Origin of the sequence: Clostridium brassicae, assembly GCF_026738875.1 — a bacterium.
Lineage (GTDB): Bacteria > Bacillota > Clostridia > Clostridiales > Clostridiaceae > Clostridium_H > Clostridium_H brassicae.
Window position 1 is genome coordinate 1 of sequence record NZ_JAPQFJ010000032.1, and the last position, 26,081, is coordinate 26,081.

Annotated in this window: 23 protein-coding genes and 1 riboswitch; of the genes, 7 read left to right on the forward strand and 16 right to left on the reverse strand. The window is 29.0% G+C overall.

Translation table 11 applies throughout. The features are described from left to right. Positions 1-196: 196 nt before the first annotated feature. Entirely contained in the window at positions 197-2,227 is a 2,031-nt protein-coding gene (locus OW729_RS18150; RefSeq protein ID WP_268062959.1) for a methyl-accepting chemotaxis protein, read from the reverse strand. A gap of 325 nt (positions 2,228-2,552) precedes the next feature. On the opposite strand from OW729_RS18150, the gene OW729_RS18155 reads away from it, so the two are divergent. Next, positions 2,553-3,893 carry an MATE family efflux transporter gene (locus tag OW729_RS18155; RefSeq protein WP_268062960.1) on the forward strand — a complete coding sequence of 447 codons (1,341 nt, stop codon included), beginning with the start codon at positions 2,553-2,555 and terminating at the stop codon, positions 3,891-3,893. A 147-nt stretch (positions 3,894-4,040) separates the two neighbouring features. On the opposite strand, the gene OW729_RS18160 is transcribed toward OW729_RS18155, so the two are convergent. Then, the gene (locus OW729_RS18160) at positions 4,041-6,065 is read right to left on the reverse strand and encodes a methyl-accepting chemotaxis protein (protein ID WP_268062961.1); all 2,025 of its coding nucleotides are present in this window, start codon (positions 6,063-6,065) and stop codon (positions 4,041-4,043) included. Between the two features lie 347 nt (positions 6,066-6,412). Here OW729_RS18160 and pdxR point away from each other — a divergent pair, with 347 nt between their 5' ends. Beyond that, positions 6,413-7,876, forward strand: a complete 1,464-nt coding sequence (gene pdxR / locus OW729_RS18165; protein ID WP_268062962.1) for a MocR-like pyridoxine biosynthesis transcription factor PdxR — start codon at positions 6,413-6,415, stop codon at positions 7,874-7,876. A 103-nt stretch (positions 7,877-7,979) separates the two neighbouring features. On the opposite strand, the gene thrB is transcribed toward pdxR, so the two are convergent. The 10 genes from thrB to ribD form a co-directional block, all read right to left on the reverse strand. Then, on the reverse strand, positions 7,980-8,870 hold the full coding sequence (thrB, locus tag OW729_RS18170; protein WP_268062963.1) for a homoserine kinase: 891 nt from the start codon (positions 8,868-8,870) through the stop codon (positions 7,980-7,982). Positions 8,871-9,132: 262 nt separating this feature from the next. Beyond that, the gene (locus OW729_RS18175) at positions 9,133-9,660 is read right to left on the reverse strand and encodes a spore maturation protein (RefSeq protein WP_268062964.1); all 528 of its coding nucleotides are present in this window, start codon (positions 9,658-9,660) and stop codon (positions 9,133-9,135) included. An 84-nt stretch (positions 9,661-9,744) separates the two neighbouring features. Then, a complete protein-coding gene (locus tag OW729_RS18180; protein WP_268062965.1) occupies positions 9,745-10,320 on the reverse strand; it encodes a nucleoside recognition domain-containing protein in 576 nt (191 codons plus the stop codon). Positions 10,321-10,591: 271 nt separating this feature from the next. Then, positions 10,592-10,903, reverse strand: a complete 312-nt coding sequence (locus OW729_RS18185; RefSeq protein ID WP_268062966.1) for a YbjQ family protein — start codon at positions 10,901-10,903, stop codon at positions 10,592-10,594. After that, positions 10,884-11,114, reverse strand: a complete 231-nt coding sequence (locus OW729_RS18190; protein ID WP_268062967.1) for a hypothetical protein — start codon at positions 11,112-11,114, stop codon at positions 10,884-10,886. The genes OW729_RS18185 and OW729_RS18190 overlap by 20 nt, the downstream gene beginning before the upstream one ends. A 164-nt stretch (positions 11,115-11,278) precedes the next feature. Then, positions 11,279-11,938 carry an HAD family hydrolase gene (locus OW729_RS18195; RefSeq protein ID WP_268062968.1) on the reverse strand — a complete coding sequence of 220 codons (660 nt, stop codon included), beginning with the start codon at positions 11,936-11,938 and terminating at the stop codon, positions 11,279-11,281. Between the two features lie 156 nt (positions 11,939-12,094). Continuing rightward, entirely contained in the window at positions 12,095-12,556 is a 462-nt protein-coding gene (gene ribH, locus OW729_RS18200; RefSeq protein WP_268062969.1) for a 6,7-dimethyl-8-ribityllumazine synthase, read from the reverse strand. Positions 12,557-12,702: 146 nt separating this feature from the next. Then, complete coding sequence (locus OW729_RS18205) at positions 12,703-13,923, reverse strand: bifunctional 3,4-dihydroxy-2-butanone-4-phosphate synthase/GTP cyclohydrolase II (RefSeq protein WP_268062970.1); 1,221 nt, start codon at positions 13,921-13,923, stop codon at positions 12,703-12,705. Positions 13,924-13,937: 14 nt separating this feature from the next. Continuing rightward, a complete protein-coding gene (locus OW729_RS18210) occupies positions 13,938-14,588 on the reverse strand; it encodes a riboflavin synthase (RefSeq protein ID WP_268062971.1) in 651 nt (216 codons plus the stop codon). Positions 14,589-14,645: 57 nt separating this feature from the next. Further along, the gene (ribD, locus tag OW729_RS18215) at positions 14,646-15,749 is read right to left on the reverse strand and encodes a bifunctional diaminohydroxyphosphoribosylaminopyrimidine deaminase/5-amino-6-(5-phosphoribosylamino)uracil reductase RibD (protein WP_268062972.1); all 1,104 of its coding nucleotides are present in this window, start codon (positions 15,747-15,749) and stop codon (positions 14,646-14,648) included. 282 nt (positions 15,750-16,031) lie between these two features. After that, positions 16,032-16,160: riboswitch (FMN riboswitch) on the reverse strand. Between the two features lie 319 nt (positions 16,161-16,479). On the opposite strand from ribD, the gene OW729_RS18220 reads away from it, so the two are divergent. The 4 genes from OW729_RS18220 to OW729_RS18235 all read left to right on the forward strand — a co-directional run bounded on the left by OW729_RS18220 (position 16,480) and on the right by OW729_RS18235 (position 20,934). Then, entirely contained in the window at positions 16,480-17,562 is a 1,083-nt protein-coding gene (locus OW729_RS18220; RefSeq protein ID WP_268062973.1) for a GerAB/ArcD/ProY family transporter, read from the forward strand. Further along, positions 17,549-18,661, forward strand: a complete 1,113-nt coding sequence (locus OW729_RS18225) for a Ger(x)C family spore germination protein (RefSeq protein WP_268062974.1) — start codon at positions 17,549-17,551, stop codon at positions 18,659-18,661. Before OW729_RS18220 ends, OW729_RS18225 begins: the two co-directional genes overlap by 14 nt. 96 nt (positions 18,662-18,757) lie before the next feature. Continuing rightward, positions 18,758-19,003 carry a metal-binding protein gene (locus tag OW729_RS18230; RefSeq protein WP_268062975.1) on the forward strand — a complete coding sequence of 82 codons (246 nt, stop codon included), beginning with the start codon at positions 18,758-18,760 and terminating at the stop codon, positions 19,001-19,003. An 80-nt stretch (positions 19,004-19,083) separates the two neighbouring features. Next, a complete protein-coding gene (locus tag OW729_RS18235) occupies positions 19,084-20,934 on the forward strand; it encodes a type IA DNA topoisomerase (protein ID WP_268062976.1) in 1,851 nt (616 codons plus the stop codon). Positions 20,935-20,954: 20 nt separating this feature from the next. On the opposite strand, the gene pepT is transcribed toward OW729_RS18235, so the two are convergent. The 4 genes from pepT to OW729_RS18255 all read right to left on the reverse strand — a co-directional run bounded on the left by pepT (position 20,955) and on the right by OW729_RS18255 (position 24,573). Further along, complete coding sequence (pepT, locus tag OW729_RS18240) at positions 20,955-22,175, reverse strand: peptidase T (RefSeq protein WP_268062977.1); 1,221 nt, start codon at positions 22,173-22,175, stop codon at positions 20,955-20,957. Between the two features lie 144 nt (positions 22,176-22,319). Then, the gene (locus OW729_RS18245) at positions 22,320-23,270 is read right to left on the reverse strand and encodes a DUF6263 family protein (RefSeq protein WP_268062978.1); all 951 of its coding nucleotides are present in this window, start codon (positions 23,268-23,270) and stop codon (positions 22,320-22,322) included. A 407-nt stretch (positions 23,271-23,677) separates the two neighbouring features. After that, positions 23,678-24,184: a Gx transporter family protein gene (locus OW729_RS18250; RefSeq protein ID WP_268062979.1), complete on the reverse strand. Its 507-nt coding sequence runs from the start codon at positions 24,182-24,184 to the stop codon at positions 23,678-23,680. An 11-nt stretch (positions 24,185-24,195) separates the two neighbouring features. Beyond that, positions 24,196-24,573 (reverse strand): NusG domain II-containing protein, encoded by a 378-nt coding sequence (locus tag OW729_RS18255; protein ID WP_268062980.1) that lies wholly within the window; start codon positions 24,571-24,573, stop codon positions 24,196-24,198. Positions 24,574-24,884: 311 nt separating this feature from the next. On the opposite strand from OW729_RS18255, the gene OW729_RS18260 reads away from it, so the two are divergent. Then, positions 24,885-25,934: an FAD:protein FMN transferase gene (locus OW729_RS18260; RefSeq protein WP_268062981.1), complete on the forward strand. Its 1,050-nt coding sequence runs from the start codon at positions 24,885-24,887 to the stop codon at positions 25,932-25,934. The last annotated feature ends 147 nt before the right edge of the window (positions 25,935-26,081 follow it).

The following is a 26,081-nucleotide window of genomic DNA, read 5'->3' on the forward strand; positions in this document are numbered from 1 at the left end:
AAGGTGTAGGTTTCTAAAAATGCGTAATTGTCGGAACGGACTCCGACAGCCGAGCTGGGGAATGGACTCCCCATAGCGAGGGTAGCATTTTTAGAAGAATACACCTTTAGTATTTCTTTGCCCTCTGAAGATTTAATGGATAACTACATATATTTAGAAAACCTATTTCTATGCCGTTACTCATTCCGTCACAACATTATTCTATTGTAAATGCATTTATTGCTTCTGAAAGCTCATTGACCATTGAATTAAGCTTTGTAACATAAGATGCAAGTTCTTGCATTGACGCTGCTTGTTCTTCTGTAGAAGCTGATACTTCCTCTGAGGATGCAGCTGTTTCTTCTGAAACTACTGAAACTTTTCCTAAATCATCTATTACTATTTCTTTATTACTATTAATATTTATTAAAGAATTGTTTATGTTATCAATTTTGTCAGCAATATTTTCTATGTTTTCCGATATAATATCAAAGGTTTTCCCTGTTTCATTAACAGAATCGGCTTGATCTTTAACAGTTTTCTTTACATTTCCAACTATATTTACTGCATAACCAGTTTTATTCTTTATGTCTGTAATTATTTCTTCTATTTCCTTAGTAGATTCTGCCGATTGTTCTGCAAGTAATCTTACTTCTTCTGCTACAACAGCAAATCCTTTTCCTGCTTCTCCTGCTCTAGCTGCTTCTATCGCTGCATTTAAAGCTAGAAGATTTGTTTGCTCTGCTATACTGTTTATAGCTTCCACAATATCCCCTATATTAGCTGAACTTTTATTTAATTCTTCCATAATTTGTGAAACTTTCTCGACTTCTCTATCATTCTCTTCAGTCTTTTTAAATAAAGCTTTCATAATATCTTTAGAATTATTATTCACTTTCAAAATATCATCTGAATTTGCTTTCATATCCTGTGAATAATTATTAAGGTTCTCTATTTCTTTGCCTAAGGTATTCATTCTTTCTGATACATTTTCTACGTCTTGTGACTGTTCAGATGATCCTTGTGCTATTTGTTGCACTGTCTTTGCAACTTCTTCTATAGAAAGAGTGGTATTTTCAGACGTTTCTACAAGCGTGCTAGCTGTAGTGGATACTATGTTCATAGACCCATTTATCTTTATTACAAGCTCTTTTATTTTAGTAACCATTGCATTAAAACTACTCGATAATTCCCCTAATTCATCTTTTGAATTTATATCACTCTCTACAGACAAATCTCCATTAGAAGCTTCTCCCATATATTGTACCAATTTGCCTATAGGTGTTGTTATATTTCTAGAAATGGCTACCCCTATAAATCCTGCTATTACTATAGCAATAAGAGTCATTATAAGATTCATTCTTAACATATTTTTCGATGATTCATTAATATCGCTAATATCACGAACTACTGACAATACCCAATTAACTTCAGGTATTTCTATGTAAGCTTGAAGTCTTTCAGACCCTTGAATTTGAACATCTTTTACATCTGCCTTTACCTGTTCACCTTTTTTTATTAACTCTACCACACTATTAATTAAAGAACTTTCTGCCTTTTTTGTAATAGCATTTTTATCTGGATGTGCTAGTATTGTTCCTTCTGAATCCACTAAATATGAGAACCCTGTTTTTCCTATTTTTAATTTTTTTAGTTGTCTACTATAGTAATCCGAGTAAACTGAGTTAGCCATTACTCCTATTATCTGTCCATTGTTATCCTTTATAGGAGTAGCTACTACGGAAACTATTCTACCATCTATCTTTGACACTATAGTTCCACTGATATTAGTCTCACCACTTAATGCTCTTTGAAAATACTTTCTATCTTTTATATTTAGCTTATTAATATTTTTAAAATTACTATCGCATATTGAAAGCCCATTTCTATCAAGTACAAATAAGTGTTCATGATCAATTAAAGTATTATATCTTTTTTTCAAGCTATTGCTTACTCTATCTATTTCATTTTTATATTTAGTAAAGAAATCACTTCCCGCATCTTGTTTTCTTAAAAGACTTATATCTACAATATCCTTACTAATAGCCAAAAGCTCAGCTTCTTTTTTCTCACCTGTCAATAAAGAATAGATAGTTTCTTTTTCTTCATTACAAGCACTTAATAAGCTCTCTTGGTTTATTTTAAACATTTCCTTGGAACTATTCCTATATGACAATAGGCTAGTTACTACTAAGGAAACCATTACTAAAGCAGCAATCATTAATGGTAACTTCTTTTTTATTTTCATAATACCCCTCCTTCAACCTTTAACCGCCAAAAATTTGAATATATTGATTTTTTAGAATACTCTTCATATTGTTTTTCGTAATTTTTCCAAATTTCTTTATTAATGATTTTATATTCATAAGTTAATTTTTACATTTATTAATTTATTTTGAATATATTCTAAAAACAAATTAAGCTTGTATTATATTGGATTATTTATTAATATAAATATTGATATATTTTAAAGCTGCCGCTTCTATATAATTTCAAAAGCAATTCTAAATAATAAAACTTTAAAATAATCTAATATTAAACACAATTTTATTAAGTTAGAGAGGATTTTATGAATGTTCAATAAAAATACAATTAAAGATGTCCTTCGACTAGCTTTACCAGCTGTAGGAGAAATGGCTTTATATATGATGGTATGGGTTTTTGATACTATGATGGTAGGCCAATATGGAGGCAAAATTGCTGTAAGCGCTGTAGGATTAAGTTCTGAAATAGTATATACATTTATCAATATATTTATATCTATTGGAATATGTATAGCAATAACCTCTTTAGTAGCAAGAAAGTATGGTGCAAAAGATTACCATTCAGCAGAGGAATTCGCTTCCATAGGTTTCCTTGTAGGGCTACTAATATCTTTAACCATATCTATAATTATGTTTACTTTCAGTGAAAACATCCTAAAAATTGCCCAAGCTAGAGGAGAAGTTTTGACATTTGGAATTATATATATGAAAGTAGTTTCTATCGGTTTGTTTTTTAATATGCTTTTAGCTATCTTTAATGGAGTTTTTAGAGGCTACGGAAATACTAAAATACCGCTTCTTATATCTGCCTTAATTAATATAGTTAACCTAAGTTTAGACTATGTATTAATCTTTGGGAAATTTGGTTTTCCTGAAATGGGCGTAAGAGGTGCTGCTTTGGCTACTTCCATAGCAGAGTTTTCTGGATTTATTTTCGCACTAATTTATATGATAAAAAAATCTAAAATCAAGATTAAAATTAAATATGTAAAATCACTGAATAAAAATAAATTATTATCTCTATTAAAACTTGCTATACCTTCGTCTATGCAAGAAGGTTCAGTATCTATATGTAGGCTCTTGAGTACTTTTATGGTAATGCATATAGGTGCTACTGCTTTCGCTGCTAATCAAATAACAACCACAATAGAATCTTTATCCTTCATGCCTGGTTGGGGATTTGGTATTGCCGCTACTACATTAGTTGGACATAAAATAGGAGAAAAAAACTATAAAAAAGCAAAAGAATACGCTTTTACTTGCACATTGTTTGGAACAATTTTCATGACCCTGTGTGCTGTACTCTTTTTAGTATGTCCAAAACTTTTAATTTCATTATTTATTGATAGTGCTGAAAAAGAAGTTATTCACCTAGGTGCTCTATGTCTTATGATTGCATCTATTGAACAAATCCCTATGGGAATTTCTCTTGTCCTAGGCGGATCATTAAAAGGTTCTGGTAATACCACAACCCCATTTAAAATATCATTTGTATCTAGTTGGATAATACGACTACCTTTAATGTTTTATTTTATATATATATTAAAAGTATCGGTTATTTACGTTTGGTTTATAACTAGTCTCCAATGGCTATTTGAAGGAATTGTTATGTTCTTTATGTTTAAAAAATATTTTAAGAGTTTAGAGTAATTTTATGTTAGATTGCCCAATAATTCATATTGTAAAATTAATACGAATTATTGGGCAATATTAAATTAACTAAAAGGCTTCATTTAAACTCTTATCTCAATTTCATTAGTTGTCATGCCAGTGAAATCATGAAGAAAGTCACTCAACTTATATTTTGAAAATTTTTACTGCCTCTGTTAAATCATTCACCATAGAATCAAGTGATTTTACTGATTCTGCTAATTCTTCCATACTTGCTGCTTGTTCCTCTGTTGAAGCAGAAACTTCTTGTGAAGATGCAGAAGTTTCTTCTGATAAAGCAGATATATCCTGTAATCCATCTACAACATTCTCTTTATCTTTATTCATTTTCTCTAAAGACTTGTTAATATTATCTATCTTTTCAGTCATATTATCTACATTATTCGAAATCTCTTCAAAAGCATTACCTGTTTCATTAGATGCTTTTATTTGATCTTGTGCTGCTTTAGTCACATTTGAAACAATATTAACTGCATTATCTGTTTTCCCTTGTATTCCACCTATAATGTCACTTATCTGTTTTACTTGATTTGCTGATTCTTCTGCAAGTTTTCTTATTTCTTCTGCAACAACAGCGAAACCTTTTCCTGATTCCCCCGCTCTAGCAGCTTCTATAGCAGCATTTAATGCAAGAAGATTTGTTTGTTCAGCAATTCCATTAATAGCTTCTGTTATAACTCCTATATTTTGAGAACTTGTTTTAAGTTCATCCATAATAACAGATACTTTTCCAACTTCATTGTGACTTTCCTCTGATTTTTGTAAAAGAGATTTAACTACTCCTTCAGACTTCTTATTAATCTCCACTACATAATCTGAAGTATTCTTCATATCATTAGAGTATACTGTTAGATTCTCTATTTCATTGCCTAAATTATTTAACTTATTTACGTTACTTTCCAGATTCTCAGATTCTTTTACAGTTCCTTGAGATATTTGCTGTACAGTCTTTGCCACTTCTTCGATAGATAACGAGGTATTTTCAGATGTTTCTACCAAAGTAGTCGCTGTAGAAGAAACTAACTCTACAGACTCATTTATTTTCTCAACTAAACTTCTAATTTTATTCACCATTTCATTAAAGCTAATTGATAATTGACCTAACTCATCTTTAGAATTTATATCGCTTTTAACAGTTAAATCGCCCTCTGCTGCTTGCTCTATAAATCCGGCCAGTTTGTTTATTGGTACTGTTATTCCTCTTGAAATTATAATACCTATAAATCCTGAAATTATTATAGCCAAAATAGCCACTATTAAATTTGCTCTCCCCATACTAGTTATAGGACTCTCCATATCTTTAATCTCGCGGCTAACCATAAGTGTCCAATTAACTCCAGGAATAGCTATATATGACTGTAATTTTTCCTTTCCTTCAACAGACAATTTTTCAATCTTAACTTCATTGTTTTTTCCCTCATTAGTATCTTGTACTATCTTCTTATCTGTTTCATCCTCGATCATTTTAGTTATTCTTTTTTGATCTGGATGAGATAATATCATTCCTTTTGAATCTACTAAATACGCAAATCCAGTTTCTCCTATTTTTATTTTCTTTAAACAATTGGTAAAATAATCTGAATATACTGAGTTAGCCATAACCCCTATTACTTTTCCTGTTTCATCTTTAATAGGAGCTGAAAATACAAATACTCCTTTTCCTGTAACTCTTGATACTATGGTATTACTTATAGATACTTGCTTCATTCCATTAATAACATACTCTCTATCTTTGACATGTAAGTTTTGTAAGTTTTTTTCTATAGTATCCCCAATGTCTTCACCTATAGTATCAATGACAAATAAATGTTCATGATCACTTAACTTACCCATCCTTTTAGTTAACATGCTGTTTACTGCAGCTATTTGAGCAGCCTGTGCTTGATAAAAGCTTGGCTCTAAATTCTGTTGTCTTAACCTACATATGTCTACAATTTCTTTTCTTGAAGCCATGAGTTCAACTTCCTTTTTTTCTCCCTCCATTAAAGCTTCAATTATTTGTTTTTCTTGATTACAAGTCCCTAGTAAACTCTCATTGTTTTGAGCTCTTATTGTTTTTGAGCTAAAAGTATACCCCAGGGCACTAGTGACTATAACCACCAAAACAACTAAAATTGCTATCATAATAGGCAATTTTTTTCTTATTTTCACTTAATCCTCATCCCCTTCTATATTTTATATGATATGATTAAATTATACATAATATATTATTTTTTTACAATGTATCATTTTAATTCATTATTTTCCAATATAACTATCGTATATTTTATGAATTTAATTTAAAATTATATTCTAAATTATCTTTATAATGCATTTAAATTTCGCCATACTTTCATATTTATCAATAAAATTAGTTTGAAATATTATTAATACCTATTCTTTAAAATAAATGTTTAGACTTAAAATAAAATTCCCACATTATTTTATCTTTATTTTGCTATAATAAATTGAGGGTAACCTATACAATACTTAAGTACTACTTTAAAGGGGGTGCTAAAATGTTCGCAGACATAAATTTAACTGAAAATAAACCAATCTATACTCAAATTCACGATTATATAAAAGAAATGATAAAAACAGGTATGCTTCCTCATGGAAGTAAACTGCCTTCTACTAGAGAATTAAGTAAAATAATAAATGTAAGTCGAAATTCTATAATGAAGGCTTACGAGACTTTAGAAGATGATGAGCTAGTTTACACAATAAAAGGTAAAGGTACTTTTGTATCTGATGTAAAAATAATTTTAGAAGATAAATGGACCATAGATTGGATAAACAACATAAATGATTATGCCCTTAAATCTGATAAGCTAGATATAATAAAAACTGAAAAAAAATATAAAAAAGGTATGATATCATTTAAAAGCATTGCTCCTGATGGAAGCCTTTTTGATATGGAAGAATTCAAAAGAGCATTTTCCAGTAGAATTTCTATGGAAAGAGAAAAAATTTTAAATTATGGATATGCTCAGGGCTATAAACCATTAATAGATTACTTAATGGAGTATATGGAAAGTAAAGGAGTTAACACTACTAACAAAGATATATTAATAACTAATGGTTTTACAGAAGGATTTGATATTGTTCTATCCTCCCTAACTAAAAAGGGAGATAAACTTCTTTGTGAAAATCCAACTCATAACACTGCTTTAAAAATAATGAAGCTTCAAGGATTAGATATTATTGGTGTTGACATGAACGAAGATGGATTAGATATTTCTAAACTTAAATCATCACTAAATGATAATGACATAAAGATAGCTTACTTGGTTCCTTCTTATCATAATCCTACTGGTATTGTAACCTCTTCCGAAAAAAGACAAGAAATATATAATATTCTAAAAAACCATAATATCCCTATAATTGAAGATGGATTTAATGAAGAACTTCTACACCTAGGTTCTCATATAGCACCTATTGCAGCGTTTTGTGGAGAAGGAAACGGTGTAATATACATCGGTAGTTTTTCTAAAATACTTTTTCCAGGAATGAGAATTGGATGGATTTTAGGAGATAAAAAACTAATAGATATTTTGGAAAGTGTAAAAAGGAGTAAGAATATCCATACATCCTTTTTAGATCAAGCACTTCTTTATGAATACTTAAAAAACGGAGGATTTGATAAATATCTAAAAAAGGCTCGAAAATTCTATAAAGATAAATATACTCTAGCAGTTAAACTAGCAACCAAATATATTCCTTGTGAATCAATCGTGGGAGACGGTGGTCTTCATATATTTATCAAACTAAAAAATATTGATTCACGAGAACTTTTAAATGAATGCTATAAAAAAGGGGTTCTATTTTTGCCAGGAGATATATTTTCTACTAACAATCAAGGCAAAAATACCTTTAGATTAGGTTTTTCTAGAGTAAGTGATGAAGATATGGAAAAGGGCTTTAAAATTATTGGGGAATGTATTAAAGACTTATCTATAAACAACCTTTATAATAATAAATAATAAAATTTAAGTAACCAGTTATATGGGGCTTTCTGTAAAACAAAAATCCTATATAACTGGTTACTTGTTACTGTTAATTTTCAATTGATTTTAGAAATTTTTACTACAATACTGCAACGCCTTCAAAATCTGCTTCTATCAAATGCGTTATCCATTTATCATCAAGATTTTCTAAAAATTTAGCCATATTACCTTCAAACTCTATATTATCTTTATCTATTAGCGCCATTAAAGTAGAACCTGATCCACTTATAAATTCAGCTAAGGAACCATATTCTTCTGAAGCTTTAAAGATTTTATCAGCATTTCTTATTAATTTCAATCTATAATTTTGATGTACTTTATCTTGAGTTGCTTCTCTAAGTTTTTCTAATTCCTGATTATTCATAGCATTAATAAGCATTGCTGCTCTTGAAATATTAAATATACAATCTTCTCTGCTATAATTCATTGGTAGTACACCTCTTGCTTCCTCTGTGCTTAGTTTAAAATCAGGAATCATGACAAACATTCTTAAACTACTAGGAATATTTACTTTAGAATAAACTACCTTCTCTTTATCCATTAAAGAAATAACCATTCCCCCTATTACTGATGGAACAATATTATCAGGATGACCTTCTATCTTTACACATTCTCCTATTATTTCATCAATGCTCATTATTTCTCCCATTAATATATTTGCAGCAATAACTCCAGCAACTATACAAGCAGCACTACTTCCAAGTCCTCTTGAAATAGGTATATCAGCTGTTTTTACATCAATTTTAAATCCACGCCATTTATAATTATATTTTTCTAATGTTTTTATGAGGCTCGTATATATTAAGTTATCCTCTAATGGAATTTCTGAAGGTTTCCCGTGTTGAAAAACTTCAACTCCTTCATCTTTCTCCTCAAACCAAATCTCATTATAAAGCCTCAAAGCCATACCAATACTATCAAAACCAGGTCCCATATTTGCAGTAGTTGCAGGTATTCTTAGTTTTATCACTGAAAGTCCCCCTTTTTCTATATAGCGTAAATCTTAGAATTTGTTCTATTTTTTCTTATAAGTATCTCAATCTTAAAATAACTTATCAGAAACATCTTCTTAATTATCTACTGATGCTATATATAAAATAAAACATCAATATTTGTATTTCTTCCAAATACATTTGTATTTGTATGGTGTATATTAAGAAATATTATACATTACACTTAATTTTTTTTCAATTATTTTATTTTACTGTTTATCTATAACTAATCTCTTATTACTAGTTATTCATAAAAACTATCTTTGCTATGCTAACAGCAGCAATTATAGCAGTTATATCTGCCATTATAGCTGCCCAAAGTGTATGTCTTATTTTTTTTATACCTACAGCACCAAAATAAACTGTTAGAGTATAAAATATTGTTTCAGTAGAGCCAATAATAATAGATGCTACAAGCCCTATGTATGTGTCTGCTCCATACTTACTTAGTATATCCATATATATACCCTGAGCTCCACTTCCTGATAAAGGTTTAACCATAACAAGAGGTACTACTTCTGCAGGAAGGCCTATCCACTTTACTATAGGCTTAATTAAATTTATAAAATATCCTAATGCTCCGGATTCTCTAAATACTCCCACAGCTAAAAGCATTGCTAATAAATATGGATATATATTAATACAAACCTTAAGCCCTTCCTTTGCACCTTCTATAAAGCACTCATATACCTTCACTTTTTTCGCCATACCATAAGCAACTATACTACCTAATAATATAGGAATTATGGATATAATTATATATTGCAAATATACCACTCCTCTTTATATTCATATCTTTATAAGTTATTCAACAACTTAACTATTTGAAAATCCTATCCATGTATATTGAAATCAAAAAAATTTTTCTAGTATCTTACAATATATTATTCCCATGACCGCTGCTATACCTGTTGCAATTATAGCTGGAAGTATAATTACTCCAGGGTTCTTTGAACCACAAGCTGCCCTCATAGAAATTACAGAGGTAGGTATAATCTGAATACAAGCCGCATTGATTACTAAAAAAAGAGCCATATCATCTGTAGCAGTGTCTTTATTAGGATTTGTCTTTTGAAGTTCCTCCATTGCTTTTATACCAAAAGGAGTTGCTGCATTAGAAAGTCCCAGCATATTCGAAGTTAAATTTAAAAGTATACTCCCCATAGCATTTTTATTTCTTGAAACATCTTTAAAAATAAGATTTAATATGGGTCTAAGAAGCTTGGCTAATTTTTCTGTAATACCACTTTTTTGAGCAATTTTCATAATGCCACTCCAAAGACACATCATGCCTATAAGTCCTATTATTAATTTAACCGAACTTTCAGTGGAAGTTATTATTGATTTTGATATTATGCCACCCTTTCCAGTTACAAGTCCAAATACAATCCCAGAGATCATTAAAAAAAACCATATATAATTTATCATATAATCACCCAACCCTATTACATAATTATTAATATATATGATGACTTTTTTTAATGTATGGCTAATATTATTTATCTAATTAAAAATTCATTACCTAAAAGGCCTTTTACCTTAAATTCACAAAAGAATCCAGTAAAAAATAAATTTTTACTGGATTCTCATAAATTTCATAATAATTATTCTCTTTTAAAAAATCTTATTAAATTCTAATATATATTTTATTTAATATCTATAGTAATATTTTTAATTAAATAATTCTTAATATACCTTGCTATTTAAATTTAACTGCTGTTCCGTAAACTATAACTTCTGCAGCTCCTTGCATTATTGCACTTGTAGCATATCTTATATTTATTATCCCATCTGCTCCAACTTCTTCTGCTTCTTGAACCATACGCTTTGTTGCGATTGCTCTAGCTTCATTCATCATTTCAGTATATGCTGAAATTTCTCCTCCCACTAATGTTTTAAGCCCACTTAAAATATCCTTTCCAACATTCTTAGAGTGAACAGTAGAACCTTTTACAATAGTAATAACTTCAACATCTTTTCCTGTAATATAATCAGTATTTACTAATATCATTTTCTTCTTCCTCCTTTATTTCCCTAATTCTCTCTATGGCAGTATAAATCAATGCTCCAATAATAGCTAATGCTGCTCCAATAATTAGTATTAAAAATATGGGATTTATATTTGACACAAACATTTGTGACGCAATTCCTGAAACATATAATATTATTACTGCAGATATAATTATTGTTATAAATATTACAGATACTATTTTTCTTTTCATTTTAGTATCCTCCATAAAACGTGTCTTTACAATAACATTATACTGAACATTATTATAATTTAAATATAATTATAACTATTTTAAGGAATTTTTAAGGAGCATTTAAGATTACTTAAACTGTCCAAAACTATTGTGACTTATATTCCACTCTGAAAGCCTATATACTATAAATATTTCTTTATTTCCCTTATATCCCATATTATTAAATCTGCTTCTTTTAATTCTCCTTCTGTTGCAAATCCATAATCACACCCTATAGTATATATATTATTATTCTTCCCCGCTTTTATATCATGATACCTATCTCCAACCATAACCATATCTTTAGGATATTTTTTCATAACCTCCTTTAGGTACTCATATTTAGGTACAAATTTATATTCTTCTGCATAAGCTAGTTCTTCAAAATACTTATCAAGCCCAAAAGCTTCATTATGAATATCCTTATAATATTGACCACAATTGCTTACAAATACAAGATGGTAACCTCTTTTCTTTAAATATGAAAGTGTTTCTAAGGCTCCCTCATATAAAACCGCTCTTTGCTCTTTAACACTTTTTTTCATTTCATCTCCAACTATTTCTCTTGCCTTTGTTTTTATATCTTCTGGAAGCCCTGGAATAAACCTCTTCCACATCTCTATACTATTAAAACCTAACCAATATTTAATCTCCTCATCTTTTAAGTCTCTATCTTCAACTACACCTTCTTGTATAAGATAATTGTAAGCTTTCTTTAATGCTGGTTTATATATATACATACTATTATGTATAGTTCCATCATAATCAAAAAAAACTGTTTTTACATTTTTAAAAATATCCATATTTCTCTTCCTCCTATCTAAAACTATTCCAAAAGAACAATTTAGCAAAATATAAGTTACCCCATAATTCATAAGCACAAATAAATACAGAATGTAATTTATATTTGTTTTGCTAAAAATGAATTATGGGGTAACCTTATCAATGTTGCTGCAGTACTAAATTTGCTTTAATATATTAGCCATTTCTATTGCACTTACAGCACAATCATATCCTTTATTTCCTGCTTTAGTTCCTGCCCTTTCAATCGCTTGTTCTATAGTATCTGTTGTAAGCACTCCAAATATTACAGGTACTTCTGTTTCAAGTGATACATGGGCAACTCCTTTAGACACTTCGTTTGATACATAATCAAAATGAGGTGTAGCTCCTCTTATAACAGCTCCTAAACATATAACCGCATCATACTTATTACTTTTAGCCATTTTCTTAGCTACTAAAGGTATCTCAAATGCTCCTGGAACCCATGTCAATTCTATATCTTCTTCTTTTACTCCATGACGTCTTAAAGCATCTAAAGCTCCGTCTATTAACTTACTTCCTATAAATTCATTAAATCTTCCTGCTATTATACCAAATTTCAAACCTTCTCCAACCAATTTTCCTTCATAAACTCTCATAATTTTCTCCTCCTATTTTTTCATTAACTAATCTCTTTATAATTAAATATTTATCTTTTTAATCTTCCATCATGAAATTTCTAAGCTAATCTAAAGCTAAAAATATCATTCCCAACTCAAATAAATAAATCCTAATATAATAATCATTATTCGTCTGCTTCATCAAGACATAGCATATGTTCCATTTTGTCCTTTTTAGTCCTTAAATAAAACTCATTTACTTCGTTATAACCCATATCAATTGGAACCCTTTCCACTACCTCTAAATCATAACCAGATATACCAGATATCTTTTTAGGATTATTTGTCATAATTCTTGCTCTCTTAACACCAAGATCTTGAAGTATTTGAGCACCAATCCCATAATCTCTTAAATCAGCAGCAAACCCTAATGCTACATTTGCTTCTATAGTATCCATTCCTTTATCTTGAAGCTCATAAGCTTTAATTTTGTTTAAAAGTCCAATTCCTCTTCCTTCTTGCCTCATATATAAGAGAATCCCTCTTCCCTCTTTGTCTATAGCTCTCAATGCTGCTGCTAATTGTTCTCCACAATCACATCTTAAGGACCCAAAAACATCTCCAGTTAAGCATTCAGAATGAACTCTTATAAGTACTGGTTCTCCATTACTTACATCTCCCTTAACCAATGCAACATGTTCTTTTCCTGTTAATTTATCTTCAAATCCTATAATTTTAAATTCCCCATATTTACTTGGTAGACTTGCTTCCCCTACTCTTTCTACTAAGCTTTCAGTTCTTCTTCTATATTCTATTAAATCTGCAATAGTTATTATTTTTAAGTTATGTTCTTTTACAAATTCCATAAGATCAGGAACTCTAGCCATAGTTCCATCTTCACTCATAATTTCACATATAACTCCTGCTGGTTTAAATCCAGCTAATCTCGCAATGTCAACAGATGCTTCAGTATGCCCTGCTCTTTTTAAAACTCCACCTTCTTTTGCTTGAAGAGGGAATATATGCCCTGGTCTTTGAAAATCTTCTGGCTTTACATCATCTTCTACAGCTTTAGCAACTGTATCTGCTCTTTCATAAGCTGATATTCCAGTAGTTGTTCCAACCCAATCTATAGAAACTGTAAATGCTGTCCCTTTAGCATCTGTGTTTTTTGATACCATTTGATTTAAATTAAGTTTATCTAATTTTTCTCCTATCATAGGCATGCATATAAGTCCTCTTCCATATTTAGCCATAAAATTTATAGCTTCTGGCGTAACTTTTTCAGCTGCCATTAATAAATCTCCCTCATTTTCTCTATCTTCATCATCTACTACAACAATCATTTTTCCTTTTTTAATATCTTCTACAGCTTCTTCAATAGTATTAAATTTAATTTTATTCATATTAAACACCCCTTCTACAAAAATCCATTTTCTTTTAAGAAATTCATATCTATTGCACTTTTAGTTTCTTCTTTTTCTTTCAATCCCAAAAACTTTTCAACATACTTACCGACCATATCACACTCAAGGTTTACCACATCACCTATATTCTTTTTTAATAATGTAGTTTCATCTTTTGTATATGGTATTATAGAAACCTTGAATATTTGATCATCTACATAAGCAACTGTTAAACTTACTCCATCTATCGCTATAGATCCTTTCATAACAATGTATCTTAAAATATTTTTAGGCGTATCTATACTTACCCATGTAGCATTGTCTTCTTTTTCAAACTTTTTTATTTTTCCTATGCCATCTATATGTCCACTTACTATATGCCCACCTAGCCTATCTCCTAAACTTAAAGCTCTTTCTAAATTAACTCTATCTCCCTTTTTTAACTCACATAAACTACTCCGTCTCATAGTTTCTGCCATAACATCTACAGTAAAATTATCTTTTCCAAATTCCGTTACAGTAAAACAAACTCCATTTGTGCATATACTGTCCCCAAGTTTTACTCCTTCAAGCACTTTATTAGCTTTTATCTTTATTTTTGCAGATCTTATACCCTTTGATACCGAATCTACATTTCCAATTTCCTCAACAAGTCCAGTAAACACTTCCTCACCTCCACACTTAATCGGCAATTATTTTACTTACTAGTAACCAGCTACTAGTCACTGGCCATTATTAACAATTTTCCCCTCTATCATTACATCTTCACCAAATGTATTTATTTTAATGTTCTGAAGCTTTATGGCATCTTTCATAGAAGCTATTCCTTCTCCGCCTAGTGGAGTTTTTGAAGTTTCTCCACCAATTAATTTAGGCGCTATAAAAGTTATTACTTTATCTACGATTCTCTCACTCAGAGCTGAAAAATTTAATGTGCTTCCTCCCTCTAACAGTACGCTATCAATATCCCTTTTTCCTAACTCATCCATCAGATATGCAAGATTGACTCTACCATTTTTTTCGGGAGCAATTATTACTTCAGCTCCTTTTTCTTTTATAGCTTGGATTTTTTCTTTACCTGCTTTATCAATAACTACAATTATAGTTTTTGCATTTGACTCAATATTTAAAACCTCAGCTTCTAATGGTATTCTTCCTTTACTATCCACAATAACTCTTATAGGATCAGAACCTATTTTATCCTCAAGCCTAGTAGTAAGTCTTGGATTATCTGCTAGAACTGTACCTATTCCAACCATTATTGCTGATACTCTATTTCTTATCTTATGAACATACTGTCTTGACAAATCATTAGTAATCCATTTTGAGTCTCCTATGTAAGTAGCTATTTTTCCATCCATAGTCATAGCTGTTTTCATTATGCAAAAAGGTTTCTTTGTAGTTATGTATTTTATAAAAATATCATTAATTTGTCTCACTTCATCCTCAAGTACACCGCAACTTACCTTTATCCCATTTTCCTCAAGAATTTTTATACCTTTTCCCGCTACAAGTGGATTAGGGTCTTTCATTCCTATTACTACTTCCTTTATTCCATTTTCAATAATGGCTTTTGCACAAGGAGGAGTTTTTCCATAATGAGAGCAAGGTTCTAATGTAACATACATTTTCGCACCTTTAACATCTTCTGTAGCATTTCTAAACGCATTTACTTCTGCATGAGGGCCACCATAAAACTCATGATATCCTTCTCCAATAACCTTATTATTCTTTACAATAATAGCACCCACTAATGGGTTAGGTTTTGTAAGGCCTTCTCCTTTTTTTGCAAGTTCAATGGCTCTCTTCATATATTCCTTATCCATTAAATCACCTCGAACTTTTATATTTATTATTTTATGATTATTAGTTTTAAGTAAAATTATACTGTTAAAAAATTTTATTATTTATTCAGGGAATTTCTCGATGGAAATAATTAATTATTAGATGTGCAACCTATTAAGGTAGAATAATTAAATGTTGAGGTTAGAGTTTATTAACCTATCTACACTTATCCTAAAAAATAAAAACCCTGAAATATAAAATTTCAGGGCACAATTATACATAAATATAATGAGTGTACAAACGATACAATCAATAAACAACCATTAATCCAATCTTCCATCCAGACTTTACTGTCGGTTCTGGAATCTCACCAGATCTGCCATAGTAAACCAATACCACGGCTCGCGGACTCTACCGCCGGTAGGGAATTTCACCCTGCCCTGAAGGATTAAAGTTACATTTTATTTAGTTTTAACTTTCTCACGTGTAAAGGATAACACTTCTTTTAAAAACTGTCAATATAAATATAGTACTTTTTATATTATAAATTACATGTATTTATAGGAAATATATGAATTTTAAACATTAATATCAAACAACTTATTTCATATTTTTCATTCATGCTGGTATATTAAAAATGTATATTTTATACATAATTATAAATACTAAATATAAGAAATTGCATCTTAGGAAATCAATTATACTATTTGCCTAAATAATTCTAATACAATATATTTTTATTCGCACTTACTAAAAATAGGGAGAATCAAAATGAATGATAAAATAACACGAAATCAGTATACAGCTATTGTTTTAAGCTCTTTTATCGGTATAGGAATAGTTTCTTTGGCATCAGAAACTAGTAGAAAAGCTCATCAATGTTCCTGGATATCAGTTTTAATATCAGGAATATTTCCTCTTATTATATTACTTATATCATCTTATGTAGATAATAAGATGAATCATGAAGATTTTTTTTATATATTAAAAAACTTATATGGAAATTTTTTAGGAAAAATATTTTTATTTATGTTTTTTATAAGTGCCATTTTATTACAATGTTTAGTAATCTCCGGATATATAGAGGTATTAAAACTTTCTATATCACAATACATTCCACTTATACTTATATTAATACCATTAATTTTGATAAGCCTATACACAGTTGAAAAAAAATTAACTGTTTTAGGTCGTTTATGTGAATTTTCCCTTTACTTTACACTACCCTTGCTATTTGCTCCTTTATTATATATTAATATGGGAAATAAAACTCATTTAATGCCTTATTTTGAAAATATTAATTCCATTGTTTCTGCTATACCATCAAGTTTACTAGCTTATTCTGGAGCCGAAATAAGTTTTTTTCTGTTTTCTTATATTTCAAATAGAAAGAATACCACAAAACACAACATTTTTTCTGCTGTAACAGTAACCTTAATATACACTTTTATAACAGCTATAACAGTATATCTTTTTGGTTGGAAATTAACTTCCCAAATTAAGTATTCCCTTTTATTTGTATTTAAGCTTGTGCAACCTGCTATTTTTTCCGATTTCACTTCCTTTTTTATGGTAATTTGGAGTACATCAATATTAATAACTATAGCAATTGAGCAATTTATTATGACTTATTGTATATCAAATATATTTAATTTAGAATATAAAAAAGCTGCTTACATAAATTCCCCTATTGTCTTGTTACTTAGCTATATAACTATAATAAGTAATAAGTTCTTAGTAAAAATATTAACTCCTGCATACTCTTATATAACAATATTAATTTTTATTTGGTGTATATTAACACTTATATTTACTTTTTTTAAAAGTAAGGGAGACAAAAATGAAGAAATGTAAATTAATAATTTTTATTATACTAATAAGTTTCTGTCTTAATGGGTGCTACGGATATTATCCAATAGAAAAATTAGGTATGGTAGTAGGTATAGGAAATGATATCGATGCAAAGTTACCTCAAAACAAGAAGCCAAAATATTCTACTACATTTGATATCTTATCATTTCAAGGTAATGACAAAGTTACTAGTGTAGCATTACCAAGTGAAAGTGACACTGTATATGGTACTATAAATAAACGTCAAACCAAAGAAAATAAGAGCTTACTCACAGGTGTAGAACAAGTTTATCTATTAGGTGAAGAGAGAGCTAGATACGGTATAAAAGACCTTATAGACTCTTTTATACGTGATCCTCTCAGAAACGAGCACGCTTTAATTGCTGTAAGTAAACAACCTACATATGAGTTGTTTTCATTAAAAACACCTTTTGCTTTATCTCCTTCTGAACATATTCATGACTTATTAGAATTTGCTCATACAGCTAACTTTTTTGAAGAAGACACTGATTTAATAAGATTTTTAACAATGTATAATGAAGAAGGAAGAAAAATAGTTATTCCCTATATTGAAATATTCAATCATTCTTTTCAAATCACAGGTCTAGCATTATTTAAAGGTGATAAAATGATAAAAAAAGTCTCCTTAGATGAATCAAGACTAATAAATTTGATCAGGGTATCTAATAGTAGCGGTTATTTAAATATTCTTTCTGAAGAATATAATGACTATATAGATTTTTTCGGAAAAAACAAATCAACTGTAAAAATATCAAAAGAAAACGATAGATTAAAATATGATATATTTGTAAATCTAACTGGAACTTTAACTATCAATACTTTAGCAGAAAAAGATAAAACTTTATCTGATCCTGATAAAGTAGGCGAAATACTTGCAAAAAAATTAGAAAAAAATTTAACTAATGAAGTTCACAAAATGCAGAATGAATATAAAACTGATTGGCTGGACTTAGGGCAATATGCTATTGCTAAATATGGTAGAGATAAAGGATATTCCAGTGATGAGCAATTTTGCAATTCTATAATAAATGTTCATGTAAATGTTAAAGTAACTTCAATGGGTAGAAAAGTAGATAAATAATCATATACTTTTTATTATTAATAGGTTATTGAAAATAACTCTCCTTAGTGATACCATTAAATGTACAGTTACTCTATAAAACTTTGGAGGGAAAAAATGGTTTTAAACGACATTATGAAATATATAGAAAGTGAATATGGTATTATAAATTCTACTCCTTGTGAAATTTGTGGTGGTTCTTACATGGCAGATGAATTAGAAATACATATAATAGACAATATTCCTTATGATGTATGCGTATGTGTATGTTCAGAATGTGGGCATGAAAAATTATTTACTTTTTGTGCTCCCTTTCTAGATGAAAAGGACATTTTCAAGAATGCTAAAGGAAAAATGAATTAATATAATAAAGCTGTGTATATAACACAGCTTTATTATATTAGATTATTAAATACATTATAAATTTTAGTGATGGTGAGAAAATGAGTAAATTATTATTGGCAGAAAAGCCTTCTGTAGCTAGAAATATAGCTGAAGCATTAGGCTGTAAAACTCGTAAAGATGGATATATAGAAGGAAATGGATACATAGTTACTTGGGCATTTGGGCATTTACTTACACTATACGATTGTAAGGATTATAATCCTGAACTAGCCCTCTGGAAGTTTGAAAACTTTCCATATATACCCAATAAGTTTGAATATAAAATAAAAAATGATAGTAAAAATAAAAATGTTATTGATAAAGGTGCTGAAAAACAACTTAAAATAATAAACAATCTCATAAATAGAGAGGATGTCACAGAAATAATCTCTGCTACAGATTATGATAGAGAAGGTGAACTTATAGCATTACTTATTTTTAACTATTTAAAAGCTAAAAAGCCTATATATAGAATATTAATTAATGAATGGACACCAAAAGAAATAAAAAAAGGATTAGAAAATCTTAAACTAAATAAAGAAATGCAATCATTACAAGATGCTGGAGTAAGCCGCCAACTTGCAGATTGGGTTATAGGAATTAATTTCACCTCTATATGTACAATGAAATACACAAGAGGAAGAGGAAACCTCTTAAATATAGGTAGAGTTCTAATGCCTACTTTAAAAATGATTTATGATAGAGAAATGCAAATAAAAAACTTTAAAATAGAAAAATCTTTCGAACTTAATGCTATCTTCAAAAACGAAGCTGGTAAATATAAAGGAAAATTCTTTCATGGTAAAAAAGATAAATTTCCTAATAAAAAAAGTGTTGAAAGACTAAAAGATGAAATAGAAGGTAAAGAGGGCATAATCACAGAAAAAAAAATAGAAATAAAAAAGGATAATCCTCCTAGTTTATTTAACCTAAGCAATCTGCAAGGATATGTAACAAGTAAGCATAAAGGTTGGACAGCAGATAAAGTACTAAAAGTAGCCCAAAGTTTGTATGAAAAAAAACATATAACCTACCCTAGAACTGAAAGTACAGCCTTAGAAGAAAGTATTAAAGATAAAGCAAAAAACGTGTTAGAAACATTAAAAAGAGATCTACCTTTTAAAGATGAGATAGTATTTAATGACTCTACAAAAGTTTTTAACAATAAAAAAGTAGAAAGCCATAGTGCCATTATGCCTACTTACATTATTCCTAAAAAGCTAACAGAAGATGAAAGAACAGTATATGAAGCTATAAAAAATAGATTTATATCTCAATTTATGCCTTCTGCCGAATATGAAAGTACAGAGCTTATAACTAGTGTACAAGGTGAAAACTATGAGCGATTATTTTCAACAAAAGGGAAAATATTAAAAGTTAAAGGTTGGCTTAAACTTTACAAAGAAGATAAAAAGGACGAATTATTGCCACCAGTTAATAAAGATGATGTTGTTGAAATAACAGAATTGAAAGTAATCTCAAAAAAGAGTAAACCCCCTGCACATCATACTGAAAAAACTTTATTAAAAGCTATGGAAACCTGTGGTAAGAATACAAATAGTAATGAAGAAACTGAAGAAGATTCAACAATACTTTATGGATATTCTATTGGTACAGCCGCCACAAGAGCTGAAACTATAAATAAATTAAAGTATGCTGGCTACATAACTCAAAAAGGAAAATCCTTATTGATAACTGATAAGGGTATTAAATTAGTTGAAACTTTTCCTATAAGAGAACTACTTGACACCGATTACACTGGTAGATTAGAAAAAAAACTATATGATATTGAAAAAGGTACGTTTAATAAAGAAAATTTCTTAAAGGAAATATTTGATTTTACTATTAAAAGTGTAAATGCTATAAAAAGAATTAAAGCTAGTATTATTTGTGATACAAGAACACAATAGAATAAAAGTGCATAGCACTTTTATTCTATTGTCTCTACAATTTTAACTATCACTTCTACTGCTTTTTCCATAGCAAAAATAGGAATAAACTCATATCTGCCATGAAAATTATGCCCTCCTGTAAATAAATTCGGTGTTGGAAGACCCATAAAAGAGAGTCTAGCTCCATCTGTTCCACCTCTTATAGGCACTATATTTGGAACTACTTCACATTTTTCCATTGCTTTTACGGCAATATCTATAATATGTTTAACAGGCTCAACTTTTTCTTTCATATTGTAATATTGATCTTTTAATTCTAATGATACAGTATCTTCTCCATATTTATTATTCAAACTTTCAACTATGATACTAAACATATTTTTTCTTTCTTCAAATTTACCTCTATCAAAATCTCTTATTATGTAATTTACCTTAGTTTCTTCTACTTCACCTTTTACTGAGGTAAGATGATAGAATCCTTCATATCCTTGTGTATTAGATGGAGTCTCATCATCTGGAAGCATAAATATAAGTTCATTTGCTATAAGCATAGAATTTATCATTTTATTTTTAGCACTTCCTGGATGAACATTTCTACCTTTAATTGCTATTTTTGCTTCTGCCGCATTAAAATTTTCATACTCTAATTCGCCAATTGCTCCCCCATCTACAGTATAAGCAAATTCTGCATTAAATTTATCTACATCAAAGTGATCTGCACCTTCTCCTATTTCTTCATCAGGAGTAAAAGCAACTTTTACAGTTCCATGTTTTATTTGAGGATTATTTATTAAGTATTCTACAGCTGTTACAATTTCAGCTACTCCAGCCTTATCATCGGCTCCTAAAAGAGTTGTTCCATCAGTTGTTATTAAATCCTTACCTAAATACTCCTTTATTTCAGGGAAATCACTTACTTTTAAAACTATATTTTGTTCTTTATTTAAAATTATATCTTTACCATCATATTTTTTTATAATCTGAGGATTTACATTCTTTCCACTCATATCTGGTGCAGTATCCATATGAGCGATAAATCCTATTGTAGGAATTGGTTTGTCTGTATTAGCTGGAAGTTCCGCCATTACATATCCATTTTCATCTACAAATACATTAGTCATTCCTATTTCTTTTAATTCTTTTGCAAGTTCTTTTGCAAATTTTTTTTGTCCCTCTGAACTTGGAGTAGTACCACTTTCTTCATTAGATTTAGTATCATATTTTACATATTTTAAAAATCTATCTACTATCTTTTCCATTTATAATTTTCTCTCCTTTATAAAAAATATAGTATCTCAATCCATAGATATATCTTTTACTATAAATAACACTTGTTGGCATGTAATGGATATTATTGATACTATATATTATAATGTAGATTTGTTAATTTACAATGCAATTCGTTACTTTCCTGCTATATTTATTATTGTATTTCCTTCAATATTTACAGGAAATTTTCTAGAACCTATATTAGCATCTTGTGATGTAAATTTAATATCTCCCGCATACTTATAGTTTATTTTAACATGTTTAGGTATTCCACTTTTTTCATCAATATTTAATAATCCATTTTGAGTACCTTGAATTTCATAACTTAATTTTATAGGTTCTAATATTAACGGTTCTTTTCCTTTTTTGGTAGATATTTTAGATTCTACTGTGATTTCCGCTATCCCATCTTTGTTTTCTTTAAGAGTATACTTATTTTCAGCCTCTAGTGGATATTGTCCTAATACTTCACTCTTATTTTCCCATACATCTCCTGTCTTTACAGCTTCATCTGGATAAACACTTGTTATATTTTCAACTTGTTTTTTTACGGCTTCTTCTCCAAAATTATCTACAATTATCTTTTGTAATTCCTGCTTTTGCTTTTCATCTTTTATCTCTAGTTCTTTTAGCACTTTTCCTATCAACTCATCTATTCCAATTACCTCTTTTACCTTTCCATCTCCACCAATTTTAACTGTGAAATTTTTTCCAGGTAAAACAGAATATATTTTACTTAATTGACCTTTGTTCGAATTAGGGTTTCCAGAATTATATTCAAGTGTTTGTCCATTATTTTCCACACTCTTTACAGTTAATGAATCAAACGTAACTTGTATAGATGCATTTTTACTTTTATCTATATTATTTATATAACAAGAATAAGACGTATTGTATTTGGAATTAACTTCTACTTTTTTATCACTTATGTTCTCAATAACCTTTTCTTCTGTTACCATATCTATTTTATAAGAGTCACCTTTTTTCAAATTCAAAGTCAATTTAACTTTTTTTTCCATGCATCCCGAAAAAATCAATATACTTATCAAAGTCAAACATGTGATATCTACTATTTTTTTCTTCACATTGTTACCTCCTAACATATTTAGCATTATAATTATCCGATGTCTAGTCATTCCACTGCTCCCATCTTCTTTAAAGTGGGAGTAAAAAATGACACAGCTCTGGATAACAGTTTTTCCTAAAGGATAACGACTTCTAGGAGTAAAACTCCTAAGAATTCTGTTAATAACTTTCAGATGAAATAAAAACTCCACCTAAAACTAATAATCCTGTTTATAGTGTTCCATGAATCTATGAATTTTATATAGCTTTGTATAAAAAATAGCTTTTATTTTAGTTAATGTTATGATTATCTATAGTATTAATTAATTTGTACACTATTAATTTGTTTATTTAGATTTTTCAAGTGAAATAATTATAATTATATAACCGTAATAACATAAAAAAATAAAGGTCATAATTTGACCTTTTAATTTTGAGTAATTCTTTTCATAAAAGGAAGCAAGTATTTTGAAGTTAATCCTACAAAGAATCCTGTTCCTAAAGCAGCTATTAAAAGTACTGGAAGATAGGCTACTATCATAACATTTTCGATTACTAAAGCTGCGACTATTATTTGCCCTATATTATGAAAAACCGATCCTATAATACTTATACCTATAATACTTACTTGATCCTTTCCAATTCTTTTCATAAAATACATAGCTATAAAACTCAGTATACCTCCTGATATACTATAAAGGAAACTGGAAAGAGTTCCACCAAGCAAAGTAGATAAAATCACCCTTAAAATAATTATTAAAAATACATCTTTAAAATCAAACATATATAAAGCTAGAAGTGTAACTATATTAGTAAGTCCTAATTTTGCTCCTGGTGTAATAAAAGGTACTGGTATCATTCTTTCAACCATATAAAGTACTAATCCTTGAGCTACAAATAAAGCAATAAATGTTAATTTTTGTGTCTTTTTCATTTGGATCCACCTCAATAAGATACTTCATCAATATCTGATTTACTTTCTCCTTTAATCTGAACTACAAGTTTATGTGGAAGACATACAAGAATTTCACCTGCTTTGTCCCTAAAACCATCTTTAACACATATTTTATCTGGACAATCAGATTCTATTATTCTTACTCCACCATTTTCTATTTGCACAATGTTTTCTCCTAAATCCGTCTTAATAGTAATTTTCTCTTTAGTGTTATTTTGTAAATTTATTTTTTTATATAAATTTCCTTTTACATAAATCTCAACATATTTTTGTACATAATCTGTTTTTTTGTTTAATTTAAAGAATACACCTAATATTATTGCTAAACATATAAAAAAGATGATTATTATTTTGTCAAACTTTTTCACACAATCTACTCCTTTTTTAAGATATAAAACCTAAAAACCATCAATAGTTATTATACCTTTATAAACTATATTGTACAATTACAAACTATCTGTGTAATTATCATTGGCTAAAAATAAATACTTAAACTTTCCTAAAATACAGGTAATATAAATTATATCCTCTCTTAAATTTTTTCTCTAAAAATTTAGTGAATAATTATTTCTACTTACATTATGAAAAAATTGACGTAAATTGACTTTTATATATGTGAATAGTAAAATTAGATGTAAAATTAACAACTATATACCATTTATATTTGTGGAGGTATACTATGTTTAAGTATAAAAAAATCTTATTTTATATTATATCAACAATCTCATTAATATTTTTATTATCTGGTTGTATGAAAAACAAATCAGAACCTATTGCTAAGGAAGGACTATTTTTAGGAACGTATTGTAAAATAACCGTATTTGATAATGTATCTAGAGATGTTTTAGATAAAGCCTTTGACAGGGTAAATCAAATAGAAAATAAAATGACTATAAATAAACCCACTAGCGAAATTATTAGCGTAAACTCAAAATCAGGATTAGATTATGTAAAAGTATCTCCTGATACATTTTATGTAGTTAATACAGCTAAACACTACGCTGAACTTTCACAAGGGAAATTTGATGTTACTATAGGTCCAATAGTTAAACTTTGGAATATAGGTACAGATAAAGCAAGAGTACCTTCACCTAAAGAAATACAAGATAAGCTACCTTTAGTTAATTATAAAAATATGATTTTAAATGAGAAAGAAAATAAAATTATGTTAAAACAAAAAGGTATGCTTATAGATTTAGGCGCTATAGCTAAAGGGTATGCAGGAGATGAGGTAAAAAAAGTTCTAGAAGCCAATGGAGTAAAACATGCAATTATAAATTTAGGCGGAAATATCCTAGCCATAGGTTCAAAGGATAATAATAAAAATTGGAAACTAGGTGTTCAAGATCCTTTTAATACTAGAGGAGAATATCTTGGAACAATTGAAGTGTCAAATAAAGCAGTCGTAACCTCTGGAGTATATGAACGATTTTTAGAAGAAGACGGCAAAAAATACCATCATATTTTAAGCCCTAAAAATGGCTATCCTATTGAAAACTCTATTGTGAGTGTTACTATAGTCACTGATAAATCTATAGATGCAGATGCTTTATCTACAACAGTGTTTGCATTGGGACTAAATGATGGACTAAAGTTAGTAGATTCTCTAAAAAATACTGAAGCAATCTTAGTAACAAAAGATAAAGACGTATATACTACATCAGGAATGAAGGACAACTTGAAAATAACAAATTCTCAATTTAAATTAAAAAATTTATCTTTAAAATAAAAAAAGCCTAAACAGGTATCTGATATGCTCCCCTTATGGTAGACAGTTTAAATAATAAAAACTGTTTACTGTAAGGAGGAGTTTTTTTATGTCTCACAAAGCAAAAATATCAGGATCAGAAAAGATAGAAGTTATTGAAAAGTATCT